This is a genomic window from Chryseomicrobium aureum (assembly GCF_043182735.1).
In the GTDB taxonomy this organism is placed as follows: Bacteria; Bacillota; Bacilli; order Bacillales_A; family Planococcaceae; genus Chryseomicrobium; species Chryseomicrobium aureum.
In genome coordinates this window covers 1,092,565-1,107,378 of sequence record NZ_CP171117.1, presented here as the reverse complement: position 1 = coordinate 1,107,378, position 14,814 = coordinate 1,092,565, and the positions used below count along the sequence as shown (strand labels likewise).

Below are 14,814 nucleotides of genomic sequence, written 5' to 3'. Positions count from 1 at the left end.
AAACCCTGTACAATTTAATATTCCATAATGATCGGAATGATCATCGGGCGTCTCTTCGTTTGCTGGAAAAGATACGAGTGCAATGTATCCCGAATCTCTTGCTTGATATTCGTCCACTCAAACGATTCTTTCTCTGTATACTTTTCAACAACCGTTTTCACTTTTTGTTGCGCTTCCTGCAGTAGTTCTTCAGATTCGCGTACATACACAAATCCACGAGATAATACTTCAGGTCCACTGGCAATCTTACGCTTCTTGCGATCTAACGTCACGACGACAATGAAAATACCATCTTGCGATAATAATTTACGGTCACGAAGCACGATATTTCCAACATCTCCTACTCCTATCCCATCAATCAACACATTCCCTGCTGTAACGCGGCCACTCATGCGCACCTTGCCGTTTTTAAACTCGACAATGTCCCCTTTATCCGCAATAAAGATTTGAGACTTCGACATGCCTGTTTGTTGAGCCAGCTTTGAGTGAGCAATCAGCATACGATATTCACCTTGAACGGGAATGAAATGCTTCGGTTTTAAGAAGTTGATCATCATCTTCAAGTCTTCTTGACTACCGTGACCGGATACGTGGACATTTTTAGCAGATGTCAACACGCGTGCTCCCGCTTTTGCGATGCTATTCATCGTGTGGTACATGCTTACTTCCATACCTGGAGATGGTGTGAACGTAATCAGTACTGTATCATTTTCATTGATTTTAATTTCACGATGTTGTTTGCGCACCATTTTTTCAAGTGCTTCTAATGGTTCACCTTGTGTACCGGATACGATGATAACGAGGTTATCTTCATCAACTGAACTGATTTCTTTTAAAGGAATCAATACATCTTCTCCGACAATCATGTAGCCCAAGTCTATTGCGATCTTCATCGTCGTTTCTAAAGTACGTCCCGCAAATGCCACTTTTTTACCGGTTTCCTTAGCTTTATCTAACACTTGCTGGATACGGATAAAGTTAGACGCGTAAAGAGCTACAATAACGCGCCCTTTTGCAGCATAGAACGTGTCTGATAATTGGTTTGCAATAACGGTCTCAGACGTTGTATACCCTGGACGTTCTGCTTCTGTTGAGTCGGATAGCAACATAAATACACCTTGATCACCAAGCATTGCAAGTTTGGCTAGGTCTGGTGCGTATTTTCCTTGCGCTGACTGATCAAATTTGAATTCACTTGTGTAAACGATTGGACCTTCTGATGTATGGAACACAATCCCAAGTGTGTCTGGAATGCTGTGTGTCACATGGAAAAATGTCACGTGCGTACGACTAAAGTTCATGCGACTTGCGTTTGTTACTTCGAAAAACTTTACCGGTTGCTTTGGTTTTAAATCTTTTAAATGCGTTTTTGCAAGCGCGATTGTAAGTTTCGAACCATAAACAGGCGCTGATATTTTTTGAAGTAAGTATGCAATTGATCCAATCGCATCTTCATGACCATGTGTTAAAAAGATACCCTTTACACGATCTTTATTTTCTTCTAAATAGCTTAAATCAGGAATGACGATGTCGATCCCCAACATTTCATTTTCCGGGAACATCAGTCCGCTGTCGACAACGAAGATTTCATCGTCAATTTCCACAACGTACATAGCCTTTCCGATTTCTCCAACTCCACCGAGTGGAATCACGCGAATTGATTCATTAACAGTTTTCAATTGATTTCCTCCTAAATAAGTACCCGCACCTTTTCACTAGTCTTCATTATAGCTTACTCGTTGCGTTTTAGAAAGTAGGGGTGAAACGAAAAAAAGACTGAGTTTCCTCAGTCTTGGATCGTGCGTGTTAATTTATTCCGGCCTTCTTCAAATTCTGCCCAAAGTGTATCAAAGTTTGCTTTCTCTTCGGCACTTAATGGAACGAGGGGTAAACGCACGTCCTCTGAAAAACCGTGCAGCTTTCCGAGTGCATATTTGATGACTGTTGGATTCGGAGATGTGAACAGCCCATCAAAAAGTGGTTGTAGAAGTTGATGATATGCTCTAGCAAGCGAGTGATTTCCTTGCTCAAAAGCTTGAATCATTTCTTGCATCTCTTTGCCGACAATATGAGATGCAACAGAGACGATACCACTAGCACCAATCGCATACAACGGCAATGTCAGACCATCATCTCCACTATATACTTTGAAATCTATTGATGATTTATGGAGTATCTGTGTAATTTGGCCAACGTCTCCACTTGCTTCTTTCATCCAGTGAATGTTTGCATGCTTACTTAATTCAGCTGTAGTGTCAGCGGTCATATTGACAACTGAACGTCCGGGTATATTGTAGAGCATTAATGGCTTTGTCGCAGCATCAGCAATCGCTGTGAAATGGGCAATCATGCTGCGTTGATTTGGTTTATTGTAATAAGGTGCGACGACCATGCAACCATCAACACCGAGTGCTTCGACTTCTTTTGTGAAAGCAATCGTCTGTGCTGTGTTGTTTGAACCCGTTCCAGCGATTACAGGCACACGACCTGCTACTTGATTCAGTACTGTTTGAATGACACGTACCTTTTCATCATGAGACAACACTGGTGATTCGGCCGTAGTCCCATTCACTACAATACTTTCTGTACCTGATTGTAGCAAATGCTCTACAATTTTTTGTAGTTGGTTAACGTCTACTTCACCAGATGATGTAAACGGTGTGATCAGTGCTGTTGAAACTTTACCTAAATTCACGAGGACACCTCTTTTTGTGCAATCATTTTTTCGGCAATCTGAATGGAATTCAGAGCGGCACCTTTTAACAGATTGTCCGCAACAATCCATAAATGAATTCCGGTCTTTTCAACTGGGTCTTTACGAATTCTGCCGACGAATACTGGATCTTCATCTGTCGCGTAGAGTGGCATCGGGTACACTTGAGCTGTTGGATCATCTTGTAGGACCACGCCTTCAGCCGCTGTTAAAACGTCTCGAATCTCCTGTAATGATAGCTCTTGTTCTGTTTCTAAATAGACGGATTCAGAGTGTCCTGTGACGACTGGAACACGCACACATGTAGCTGCAATTGAAAGGTCTGGCAAGCTCATGATTTTCTTAGTTTCGTTCATCATTTTCATCTCTTCAAATGTAAAACCATTTTCTTCAAACACATCGATTTGTGGGAGTAAATTCCCTGCAATCGGATAATGCTTTGGTTGACTCTTTACTGGTAACACTTGTGGCGACGGTTCCGAAAGTCCCAAAGCATGACTTTCTTTCGTCAACTCATCGATTGCCGCTGCACCCGAACCAGAAACGGCTTGATATGTCGAAACGATCACCTTTTTCAAACCTGCTTTTTGTCGAAGTGGTTCAAGTACACATACCATTTGAATTGTTGAACAGTTTGGATTCGCAATGATTCCGTTGTGTTCATGTAATGCCTGCGGATTCACTTCCGGCACCACAAGCGGCGTATCCGGGTCCATCCGAAAAGCACTTGTATTATCAATGACAACTGCTCCACGAGCCGCCGCTTCTTTTGCAAGCTTTCTGGAGACGTCTCCACCTGCTGAGAAGAACGCAAAATCCACACCATCAAACGCTTCCGGTTTCGCTTCTTCGATTGTATAGGTATGGCCACCAACTTTAGCAGTTTGGCCTGCTGAACGACTGGATGCCAATAATTTTATATGGGAGTATGGAAAATTCCTCTCAACTAGTTTCTCAGCTATTTTCTGTCCTACTGCTCCTGTTGCCCCTACGATGGCAACCTGGTATTGTTCACTCACTCTAAACTCCCCTTCCTGCATTCATAATGGCGATATTGTACCACAATTCGTATGATAATTCACGGGATTAAATAATTATTACTATTATTTTTAGAAGGCAACCTTTTAGACAGAGGAGATCAATAAAGGTTGTAGCTGCTCCCCACGTACTGCTGCTTCTACCGTATCTGCTAGTTTTGAGAAATCAGCTACAAGTGATGTCGGCTTTTTAAATGAATCATCTTGACCAAGTGGGATCATATAAATATGTTTACTGCGAAGTAGTGCCATCACATTTGATCCGTTCATACCTAAAGCGTCATTGGTAGATACGCCTACAACAACAGGCTTCCAGTTCCGCATGTTCTAGCAGTCCATATTTTTTACCTTCTTGCACACCGACCAATTCTTTACGAATCAACTCCGATAAACACATAAACCCCCCTTACCCAGTACTATATGTTACTGGGAAAGAGGAGTTTCATGAATTATGAAGCATATGGTTTTAAAATAGAACAAGATTTTGGATTTTGGAACAATTGTGCGACACGCAAAATATCCTCTAGTGTGACAGCTTTGTATTTTTCTAAGTAGCTTTCTACTGAATGTTGCTCTCCGTATAAAATCTCGTTACGTGCGAGACGGTTCATCCATGTTGTAGAACTTTCTAAAGACAAAATTAAATTAGATTCAATTTGCGCGAGTGCGTTGTCGAGCTCTTGCGAAGTAAATCCAGTCGTGCAAATGTCTTTCACTATTTCATCGATTGCAGCAAGAAGCTCATTTACTTGATCTGTTGACGTCCCACCATAAATGGCAAAAACTCCTCCATCGATGTAAGAAGTATGATAACAATAGATCGAGTAGGCCAAGCCTTTTTCTTCACGTATCGTTTGAAAAAGTCGTGATGACATCGATCCACCAAGCATTGTCTGAAGCAGTACGATTGCATAAATATCTTCATCTAAAACAGAATGAGAATTCCAAGCAAGTGTCACATGGGCTTGTTCGATTTCTCGTTCATTCACGATTTCAACAGAATAGAACGGGGCTGGCAGCACTTCCTCCTGCTCTTGATTTTCCCACTCTACTGCACCGAATGTTTTCTCGATTTGCTGAATCAAACTGTCATTTACATTTCCAGCGACGGAGACGATGATTCGAGAAGGATGGTACATTTTGTTGTAAAATGCACAGACTTGTTCTCGTGAAAAAGAAGCGACAGTTTCACTCGTTCCAAGTATTGGACGTGCGAGAGGATGATTTTTATAAATTCCTTCCCACAAATATTCATGGACGATATCATCGGGTGTATCTTCTACCATATGAATCTCTTCAATAATCACTTGTTTCTCTCGCTCCATTTCTTCTGGGTCAAATACAGAGTTCCACAGCATATCACCAAGGAGTTCAATTGCCCGTTCCGCATAACGATCAACAACACGTGTATAATAACAAGTTTGCTCTTTCGATGTATACGCGTTACTATTGCCGCCAATTGTATCAAATGCAATCGCAAGATCTTTTGCTGACCGTGTCTTTGTACCTTTAAATAGCATATGTTCTATAAAATGAGCCATTCCGGACTCTTCAGGTTGCTCATGGCGTGACCCAACCTCGACCCATATCCCGATTGAAACGGAACGTGTGTGTTCCATCGGATGTGTCAATACACGGACACCATTTGGTAATGTTAATTTCGTCATGCTAATTCGACCTTTCAAAAAGACTAGAAAAGCCGCATGCCAATGCATGCAGCTTTCTCTTATTGTTGTTGTTCAGCGCGTTCTTTTTCTTCTTTCAACACGATTTTACGAGAAAGATTGACGCGTCCTTGGTTGTCGATTTCGATGACTTTGACTAGGAGCTCATCGCCCATTTTCAAGACATCTTCCACCGCTTTTGTTCGCTCTTCTTGAATTTCAGAGATGTGAAGAAGTCCATCTTTTCCTGGGAAGAGTTCAAGGAAGGCACCGAATTTTTCAATGCGTTTCACTTTCCCTAGATAGTATTCTCCGACAACTGCTACACGTACGATATTTTCAATCATGGCACGTGCTTTCGCAATCATCTCTTCATCTGAAGAAGCGATATAGATTGTACCATCTTGTTCAGTATCAATCTTAACACCTGTTTCATCAATGATCTTGTTAATCACTTTACCACCCGGTCCGATAACGTCACGGATTTTATCCGGATTGATTTTCAGTACATCAATTTTCGGTGCATATTGTGATAACTTCTCACGAGAAGCAGGAAGTGTTGCAAGCATTGACTCTAAAATTTGTAGACGGCCCGTTTTTGCTTGTGCTAGAGCTTCTTCTAGAATTTGACGAGATAACCCATCAATTTTGATATCCATTTGAAGAGCCGTGACACCTGCTGCAGTTCCAGCTACTTTAAAGTCCATGTCTCCAAGGTGATCTTCCATCCCTTGAATATCTGTTAACACTGTATAGTGCTCACCTTTTTTTATTAGACCCATTGCGATACCCGCAACAGGCGCTTTAAGAGGCACTCCAGCATCCATCATCGCAAGAGTGGATGCACAGATACTTGCCTGAGATGTAGAGCCATTCGATTCTAATACTTCTGAAACAAGTCGCATTGTGTATGGGAATGTCTCTTCATCTGGAATCACTGCTTCTAAAGCACGTTCACCTAAAGCACCGTGTCCAATTTCGCGGCGACCTGGTGCACGAATCGGACCAGTTTCTCCAACACTGAAGAGTGGGAAATTGTAATGATGCATAAAGCGTTTTGATTCTTCAATACCGAGTCCGTCGATGATTTGAACATCGCCTAGTGGACCTAATGTACAAATGCTGAGTGCTTGTGTTTGGCCACGAGTAAATAGTCCCGAACCATGAGTACGTGGCAGAACGCTCACTTCAGAAGAGAGTGGACGAATTTCGTCTTGCTTCCGACCATCTGGACGTACTTTTTCTTCTGTGATCAAACGACGAACTTCTTCTTTCACAAGCATATCAACAGTTTGACGCACTTGCTTTACTGTATCGGCGTCTGCTTCTTCAGCCTCGAATGTTTCAATTACGCGCGTACGTACTTCATTGATTGCTTCATCACGTGCAGCTTTTTCTGCTACTTGTACAGCTGTGTTTACTTCAACTTCAGCCATTTCACGCACTTTTGCTACGATTGATTCATCAAGTTGATAAAGTGTTACTTCAGTCTTTGTCTTACCGACTTCTGCAACAATCTTTTCTTGGAATGCAATCAACTTTTTAATTTCTTCGTGCCCGAACATGATGGCTTCTAACATGATTTCTTCAGAAACTTCTTTCGCGCCCGCTTCTACCATGTTAATCGCATCTTTTGTTCCAGCGACAACTAAATCCATTAATGAGTTTTCCATTTGCTCTGTTGTTGGGTTGATCAGAAATTCTCCGTCAACATATCCAACTTGCACACCCGCAATTGGTCCTTCAAATGGAATATCTGAAACCGATAGTGCTAGAGAAGATCCAACCATTGCTGCCATTTCTGAAGAACAGTTTTGATCAACCGACATGACGATTGAAATCACTTGTACTTCGTTACGGAAACCATCGGCAAATAGTGGGCGAATTGGACGGTCAATTAAGCGGCTCGTTAAAATTGCACGTTCTGATGGACGGCCTTCACGCTTGATAAAGCCCCCTGGAATTTTACCGACGGCATATAATTTTTCTTCATAGTTTACAGTAAGTGGGAAGAAATCTAAGTTCTTCGGCTGTTTTGAAGCAGTGGCTGTAGACAATACAGTTGTATCTCCATAGCGTACTAAAACGGCTCCATTTGCTTGCTTGGCAAGCTGTCCGACCTCAATCGTCAGCGGGCGACCTGCCCATTCATACGTATACGTTTTCTTTTCGGTCATGTGCGTACTCCTCTCAACATCCAAATCCTTGTTATGTATCCTCTTGTAGTGTATCAGACTACTCTATATGATGAAAACAACTTTCTATTAGCAGAAAGACTCAACCTGTATCACAAGTTGAGTCTACTAAATTGAATATTCGAATTAGCGGCGTAAGCCTAATTTTGCAATCAATTCACGGTAACGTTGAACTTCTGTTTCACGTAGGTACTTCAATAGGTTACGACGACGTCCAACCATTTTGAATAGACCGCGGCGTGAGTGGTGATCTTTTTTGTGTGTACGTAAGTGCTCGTTTAAAGAGTTGATCTCTTCAGTAAGCATAGCGATTTGGATTTCTGGTGAACCCGTGTCACTTTCGTGTGTACGATACTCATTGATCAGTTCATTTTTACGTTCTTTTGTAATTGCCATGTTGGTTTCCTCCTAGAAAATAAAATATCCCCTGTACCTGAGCAATCGTTGGAGAATCGAAAAGCCAAGATAAGGTTAAGTACAAGACGTACTGAATCAGTATAGCAGACTGCAGTTAGGGTTGCAAGCCTTCACCGGCCAATAATCGAATCGCTTGGTCTTTGTCTTTTTCAATCTGAACTTTTAATGCATCAAGTGATGGAAACTTTTGTTCCTTGCGAATCGGATAGTACCAATGAATGCGCACTTCTTCACCGTATATATCGCGATTGAAATCGAACAAATGAACTTCAATTGACAATTTCTTCTCGGATTGGACTGTTGGTTTATAGCCGACGTTACATACTCCATCAATCCATTGGTCTTGTACTTTCATACGGACGGCGTAAACACCAGTTGCTGGTATGAATTGTCCTTCGTCTGGTTCTACATTCGCTGTTGGGAACTGAATAGTACGGCCACGCTTATCTCCGTGAACGACTACCCCATCAAGCTGGAATGGTCGTCCTAGAAGTTCACATACTTGTTGCATATTGCCTTCTTTTAATTCCCCGCGGATACGTGTAGAGCTGACCTTTTCACCATCTTGCGAAAATTTGTCAATCGTCGTGACGTTCAACTGTTCTGATTCGTATGTCTTCATAAGCTCCATAGAACCTTTTCCAAACGCTCCAAACGAAAAGTCAAATCCCCCAATGACATGACGCACATTTAAGCCCAAAATAAATTGCTCGATAAATGTCTCTGGTGATAACCGTGCAAAGTCCGATGTGAAACGAACAACAAAAACAGTATCTACACCTTGCTCTTCAAGTAATTCAAGTTTTTGTTTAAGTGGTGTTATATAGAAGATATCTTCTTTTTTCCCCCCAAGTACGACTGAAGGGTGCGGATCAAATGTCATGACGGCACTACGCAGCGCATTCGTTTTTGCACTTTTTACCGCTTGGTTGATCAATTGTTGGTGCCCTTTATGTAATCCATCAAAAAAGCCTAGTGCAAGTGCATATCCTACTTTATCAGGAGCAGGCATTTTTGAGGGATAAGTGATGTACTGGGTAATCATTGGATTTCCATCTCCGGACGTGTAAACATTTTTTCAGGTTTCATGTAACCTGGCTTTTCTGGATGCGCTCGATAAACCGCATGCGCTACTCCATTTTTTCCAATTACAATCTTATCATGAATTTGTAAGTCCGTGTGAGCAGGAACAACTTGCCCATTTGAAAAAGCTTTTTCAAGATCTACCGGGATCTCATGATACGGCCACTCTTTTAACGAACGTTCAATGGGTTGTAACACAGATTGGATTTGATCATTTTCAAACAGTTCAGCGAGCTCAGCTAGTGTAACGGCTTCAGATGATTCAAAACCGCCAGCATTTGTACGAACGAGCTTTTTCATATGCGCTGGAACACCGAGAAGCTCTCCTATTTGAACAGCAAGAGTTCGAATGTATGTCCCTTTACTACATGCAACATCTACGACAAAAGTAAGTTCATCGCCACTCCACTGCTTAGGTTCTTCAATAAGTACAAGGGTATGAATCGTCACTTCACGACTCGGACGATCGATTACTTTTCCTTCTCGCGCGTATTCATAGAGGCGACGACCATTCACTTTCACTGCTGAATACATGGGTGGAGTTTGGGTGATTGTACCCGTAAGTTCTGCTAATGCAGAAAGCAGCTCCTCTTTTGTGATTACTACAGGACCTTGTGCTCGTGCAACCACTTCACCAGAGGCATCTTCAGTAGTCGTAGAAGCTCCGAGTGACACTGTTGCTCTGTATGCTTTCCCTTGTGCCATCACATACTCCGCCACTTTAGTGGCTTGTCCTACACAAATAGGAAGTACACCTTCTACGTCCGGATCTAAAGTGCCAGTATGACCGATTCGTTTCATCTTTAAAATCTTACGTAATTTAAATACACAATCATGCGACGTCATTCCCGATTCTTTCCATAGCGGCAAAATTCCTTCTAATTCATGCATACTACCCCTCCTTACAAAAAAGCCCGCCTCTAGTGGAGGCAGGCTTCAGATTAATCTTGCTGATTTAGTTTTCGCAAAAGGTTATCTATATGATTTCCGTAAGCGATTGATTCGTCAATCTGGAAAGCAAGCTCAGGTGTTTTGCGAAGACGGATACGTTTTCCTACTTCAGAGCGAACGATTCCTTTTGCCTTATCAAGACCTTTCAGTGCTTCCTGCTCGTTTTCTAACACAGTGACATAAACAGTTGCCTGTTGGAGGTCACCTGTTACTTCTACGTCAGTGACCGTCACAAATTCTACGCGTGGGTCTTTCACTTTACGCTTTAGGATATCTGCGATTTCCTTTTTCATTTGTTCCGCAACACGGTTTGATCTCATCGACATTTTCTTCACCTCAATTACAGCTCTAAAATTTGGTAATGAAGACATTCCCATTCAGAGTTTGATTCTAAAAACTCGAGCACTCGGTGGAGCTCGCGCTCAGAGTGACGACGGTCGGAAGAGACCGTCACAACTCCGACTTTGGTGCGTTGCCAGAGGTCTTGGAAGTCCAATTCACTGACAGCGACATTGTATTTTTGACTCGTGCGTTTCAACATTCGCTGAAGTACTGCCCGCTTTTCTTTTAGGGTGTGCACATTTGGCAGAATAAATTCACACTCGAGATAAAGGATCATTTACGTACGATTTCTTGCATGATGTAGGCTTCGATAATATCGTTTTCTTTTACATCATTAAATCCTTTGATTGTGATACCACACTCGTAGCCACGTGCTACTTCTTTCGCATCATCCTTGAAGCGTTTCAATGTATCTAGTTCGCCCTCGAAGATTACGATGCCGTCTCGAATCACGCGGACGCCAGAGTCACGAGTGATTTTTCCTTCTGTGACATAAGAACCTGCAATGGTACCAACTTTAGAAACTTTGAATGTCTCACGAACTTCTGCTTGACCAATGATTTTTTCTTCGAATTCAGGGTCAAGTAGCCCTTTCATTGCGAATTCAATCTCTTCAATTACTTTGTAAATAATACGGTGCAAGCGAATATCTACGCCTTCTTCTTCCGCAGCACGTTTTGCGTTTGTATCTGGACGTACATTGAATCCGATAACAATTGCATTAGAAGCTGCAGCAAGTGAAATGTCAGATTCCGTGATTGCGCCAGCGCCAGTATGGATGATACGGACGTTTACGCCTTCGACTTCAATCTTCATGAGAGCAGCTGCCATTGCTTCCACTGTACCTTGTACGTCAGCTTTTACAATCAAGTTTAGCTCTTTCATTTCGCCTTGTTTCATTTGATCAAATAAGTTATCAAGTGTTACACGCGTTTTCTCTGAACGCTGTTCTTGAATCGCTGTAGATGCACGTGATTCACCAACTTGACGAGCAGTTTTTTCGTCTTCGAATACAACGAAACGATCTCCTGCAAGTGGCACTTCATTCAATCCTGTAATTTCTACAGGAGTAGAAGGACCCGCTTCTTTTAATCGACGACCTGTCTCATTGACCATTGCACGAACACGTCCATATGCATGACCTACTACGATTGGATCTCCAACACGTAATGTCCCGTCTTGAACAAGTAGAGTAGCTACTGAACCGCGACCTTTATCAAGTTGCGCTTCAATAACAGTACCGATTGCTTTGCGCTTAGCATTCGCTTTTAACTCAGCCACTTCAGATACAAGAAGTACCATTTCAAGTAATGTATCTATTCCATCACCTTTTAAAGCTGAAATTGGTACAAAGATTGTATCTCCGCCCCAATCTTCAGGAACTAAACCATGTTCCGTTAACTCTTGCATAACGCGATCTGGATTTGAAGATGGTTTATCCATTTTGTTTACTGCTACAATAATTGGAACTTCTGCAGCTTTCGCGTGGTTGATTGCCTCAACCGTTTGTGGCATAACGCCATCATCTGCTGCTACAACTAAAATTGTTAGATCTGTAACTTTTGCTCCACGTGCACGCATTGTAGTAAACGCTGCGTGACCAGGAGTATCTAAGAATGTAATTTTTTTGCCGTTTTCATCCGTTACTTGGTAAGCACCGATATGTTGTGTAATACCGCCTGCCTCTCCAGAAGTAACTTTTGAATTACGAATCGAGTCAAGAAGTGTAGTTTTCCCGTGGTCAACGTGACCCATGATTGTTACAACTGGCGGACGCTCTTTTAAATCCGCTTCGCTCTCTTCTTCGTTCTCGAAGTGTACTTCAAGGTCTGTAATATCGACTTTGATTTCTTCTTCTACTTCTACACCATAGTCCGCACAGATTAATTCGATTGTATCTTTATCAAGCTGTTGGTTGATGTTAGCCATAATGCCGAGCATAAATAACTTTTTGATCAGTTCAGCTGGCTCGCGACCTAATTTTTTTGAAAGTTCTTGTACAGAGAGCGACTCTGTGAACGTAATTTTTGCTGGTAGTTCACGCTCTTTACGTGGAACTGGTGGTTGAACTGGTGTTGAATTCTTTTTGCGTCGGTGTGGACGATTGCCACCTGGACGCCCTTGGAATCCACCACGATTTCCGCCTGGACGGCCACCGCCACCTGAGTTCGGGCGATTCTGGCCTTGTGGACCGCGGTTAGGTGCAGTACCTTGGCCTTGTGGACGGCTTGGTGTTTGTCCTTGGCCTTGCGGACGTTGTTGTCCTTGACCTTGTGGACGATTTTGTCCTTGGCCTTGTGGACGCTGTTGTCCTTGACCTTGTGGACGCTGTTGCCCTTGGCCTTGTGGACGCTGTTGCCCTTGACCTTGTGGACGCTGTTGTCCTTGACCTTGTGGACGGTTTTGTCCTTGGCCTTGTGGACGTTGTTGTCCTTGGCCTTGTGGACGTTGTTGTCCTTGGCCTTGTGGACGTTGTTGTCCTTGGCCTTGTGGACGGCTTGGTGTGAATTTAGAATCTAATTGTTTTACTGTATCGGATTCGATCGTTGACATATGATTCGTAACTTTCACATTTAATTTTTCAAGCTCTGTAATGACATCTTTGCTTGATTTATTTACTTTTTTGGCGTATTCATGAACTCTGATTTTCGTCATTCGCTCACCCCCGGTTATATTCGTTGATTAGTGATGCCAATTTTTTCGCAAAACCATTATCCATAATTGCTAAAACAACTCGGGCTTCTTTCCCGGTTGCATGTCCCAAATCATATCGATTTCCGAAGACACCTAAATCAACGTTGTATGATGCACACTTATCAGTCACTTTTTTTGCTGTATTAGCTGATGCATCCGTCGCTAATATGACCAGCTTGGCTTGTTGCCTTCTTACTTCTCGAATCACTAGCTCTTCACCTGTGACAAGTTTGCGAGCTCTAGTTGCGAGACCTATAAGGTTTGTAATTTGCTCTTCACGTGTCATTTTAACTTTTCACGCTCAATCAATACGATCAATTCATCATAGATAGAAGGTGGAATCGCGACTTCTAATTGATTGCCTAATGAATTTTTCTTTTTCGCCGCTTCAACCGCATCTAACGATTTCGAAAGATAAGCGCCGCGACCTGATTTCTTACCAGTCGGGTCTACAGAAACGTCTCCTTCTTTTGACCGCACAACACGAATCATTTCTTTCTTCGGAAACATTTCATTGGTTGCCACACATTTGCGCATGGGGATCTTTTTTTGGATTGCCATATGCAGACACCTTCTTTAACTTAGTCTTTATAAAAATCGAACTCTTCGTCTTGGACAAAGTCTTCGAGATCTTCTTGTTCTTCATACGCACGTGGGTAAATACCTAGTTCTCGTGCATCTGTTTCGCTCTTAATATCAATTTTCCAGCCAGTTAATTTTGCTGCAAGACGCGCATTTTGTCCGCGCTTTCCAATAGCTAGCGATAATTGGAAATCTGGAACAACTACTGTTGTAGATTTATCGTCGTCGTTTACTTGTACATCTAAGACTTGTGATGGGCTTAATGCATTTGCTACAAATTGTACTGGATCTTCAGACCACTCTACGATATCGATTTTTTCGCCACCGAGTTCGTTTACAATCGTTTGTACGCGAGCACCTTTTGCTCCAACACAAGAACCAACTGGATCTACATCTTCGTTATGTGCAACTACTGAGATCTTAGAACGGTCTCCCGCCTCACGTGCAATCGATTTAATTTCAACAATTCCATCGTAAATTTCTGGCACTTCCATCTCAAACAGACGGCGAAGTAATCCAGGATGTGTTCGAGAAACAAATACTTGAGGTCCGCGTGTAGTACGCTCAACTTTTGTGATAAACACTTTGATTCGGTCATGCGGACGGTATGTTTCTGAAGGAATCTGTTCATTCGCTGGAAGAACAGCCTCTACTTTACCTAGTCCTACGTAAATGTTTCGTGCGTCTAGGCGCTCTACAATTCCGTTGACGATATCTTCTTCACGATCCACATATTCTTCGTAGATCAATCCGCGCTCAGCTTCACGAACACGTTGTGTTACAACTTGCTTTGCTGTTTGCGCTGCAATACGACCAAAGTTACGAGGTGTCACTTCTTCTTCAATAACATCTCCAACTTGATAATGTGGATTTATTTGATGTGCATCTTCAAGAGAAACTTGTAAACGCTCATCTTCTACTTCCTCCACTACATCTTTACGGGAATAAACAATCATAGATCCAGAGTCAAGATTGATATCCACTCGCACGTTTTGCGCTTGATTAAAATTACGTTTGTATGCAGTAACAAGTGCTGCCTCAATCGCCTCAATCAATACATCACGCTTAATTCCTTTTTGTTGTTCAAGAGCCGTCAAGGCATCTAATAGTTCGCTACTCACAGCTATCACTCCTTA

The 14,814-nt window shown here is 42.4% G+C and carries 14 protein-coding genes and 1 pseudogene; all 15 read right to left on the bottom strand.

Annotation, left to right across the window (positions count from 1 at the left end; genetic code table 11):
- Positions 1 to 14 precede the first annotated feature (14 nt).
- On the bottom strand, positions 15 to 1,679 hold the full coding sequence (locus ACF3OH_RS05900; protein WP_204589070.1) for a ribonuclease J: 1,665 nt from the start codon (positions 1,677 to 1,679) through the stop codon (positions 15 to 17).
- Between the two features lie 107 nt (positions 1,680 to 1,786).
- A complete protein-coding gene (gene dapA, locus ACF3OH_RS05895) occupies positions 1,787 to 2,695 on the bottom strand; it encodes a 4-hydroxy-tetrahydrodipicolinate synthase (RefSeq protein ID WP_392456297.1) in 909 nt (302 codons plus the stop codon).
- The gene (locus ACF3OH_RS05890) at positions 2,692 to 3,732 is read right to left on the bottom strand and encodes an aspartate-semialdehyde dehydrogenase (protein ID WP_392456294.1); all 1,041 of its coding nucleotides are present in this window, start codon (positions 3,730 to 3,732) and stop codon (positions 2,692 to 2,694) included. The genes dapA and ACF3OH_RS05890 overlap by 4 nt, the downstream gene beginning before the upstream one ends.
- Before the next feature lie 105 nt (positions 3,733 to 3,837).
- Positions 3,838 to 4,074, bottom strand: a pseudogene (gene spoVFB / locus ACF3OH_RS05885) (dipicolinate synthase subunit B); the annotation flags it as partial.
- A 125-nt stretch (positions 4,075 to 4,199) separates the two neighbouring features.
- A complete protein-coding gene (locus ACF3OH_RS05880; protein WP_204589067.1) occupies positions 4,200 to 5,417 on the bottom strand; it encodes a pitrilysin family protein in 1,218 nt (405 codons plus the stop codon).
- 59 nt (positions 5,418 to 5,476) lie between these two features.
- Positions 5,477 to 7,591 (bottom strand): polyribonucleotide nucleotidyltransferase, encoded by a 2,115-nt coding sequence (pnp, locus tag ACF3OH_RS05875; RefSeq protein ID WP_392456290.1) that lies wholly within the window; start codon positions 7,589 to 7,591, stop codon positions 5,477 to 5,479.
- A 144-nt stretch (positions 7,592 to 7,735) separates the two neighbouring features.
- A complete protein-coding gene (rpsO, locus tag ACF3OH_RS05870; protein ID WP_204589065.1) occupies positions 7,736 to 8,005 on the bottom strand; it encodes a 30S ribosomal protein S15 in 270 nt (89 codons plus the stop codon).
- Positions 8,006 to 8,120: 115 nt separating this feature from the next.
- Complete coding sequence (gene ribF, locus ACF3OH_RS05865) at positions 8,121 to 9,071, bottom strand: riboflavin biosynthesis protein RibF (RefSeq protein ID WP_204589064.1); 951 nt, start codon at positions 9,069 to 9,071, stop codon at positions 8,121 to 8,123.
- The gene (gene truB / locus ACF3OH_RS05860) at positions 9,068 to 10,000 is read right to left on the bottom strand and encodes a tRNA pseudouridine(55) synthase TruB (protein ID WP_392456288.1); all 933 of its coding nucleotides are present in this window, start codon (positions 9,998 to 10,000) and stop codon (positions 9,068 to 9,070) included. The genes ribF and truB overlap by 4 nt, the downstream gene beginning before the upstream one ends.
- A 50-nt stretch (positions 10,001 to 10,050) precedes the next feature.
- The gene (gene rbfA / locus ACF3OH_RS05855; protein WP_204589062.1) at positions 10,051 to 10,386 is read right to left on the bottom strand and encodes a 30S ribosome-binding factor RbfA; all 336 of its coding nucleotides are present in this window, start codon (positions 10,384 to 10,386) and stop codon (positions 10,051 to 10,053) included.
- A 14-nt stretch (positions 10,387 to 10,400) separates the two neighbouring features.
- Entirely contained in the window at positions 10,401 to 10,679 is a 279-nt protein-coding gene (locus tag ACF3OH_RS05850) for a DUF503 domain-containing protein (RefSeq protein ID WP_204589061.1), read from the bottom strand.
- Positions 10,676 to 13,057 (bottom strand): translation initiation factor IF-2, encoded by a 2,382-nt coding sequence (infB, locus tag ACF3OH_RS05845; RefSeq protein WP_392456286.1) that lies wholly within the window; start codon positions 13,055 to 13,057, stop codon positions 10,676 to 10,678. Before infB ends, ACF3OH_RS05850 begins: the two co-directional genes overlap by 4 nt.
- A gap of 4 nt (positions 13,058 to 13,061) precedes the next feature.
- The gene (locus tag ACF3OH_RS05840) at positions 13,062 to 13,382 is read right to left on the bottom strand and encodes a YlxQ family RNA-binding protein (RefSeq protein ID WP_392456284.1); all 321 of its coding nucleotides are present in this window, start codon (positions 13,380 to 13,382) and stop codon (positions 13,062 to 13,064) included.
- Entirely contained in the window at positions 13,379 to 13,657 is a 279-nt protein-coding gene (rnpM, locus tag ACF3OH_RS05835; RefSeq protein WP_204589058.1) for an RNase P modulator RnpM, read from the bottom strand. The genes ACF3OH_RS05840 and rnpM overlap by 4 nt, the downstream gene beginning before the upstream one ends.
- A gap of 20 nt (positions 13,658 to 13,677) precedes the next feature.
- Entirely contained in the window at positions 13,678 to 14,799 is a 1,122-nt protein-coding gene (gene nusA, locus ACF3OH_RS05830; RefSeq protein ID WP_204589057.1) for a transcription termination factor NusA, read from the bottom strand.
- Positions 14,800 to 14,814: the final 15 nt, after the last annotated feature.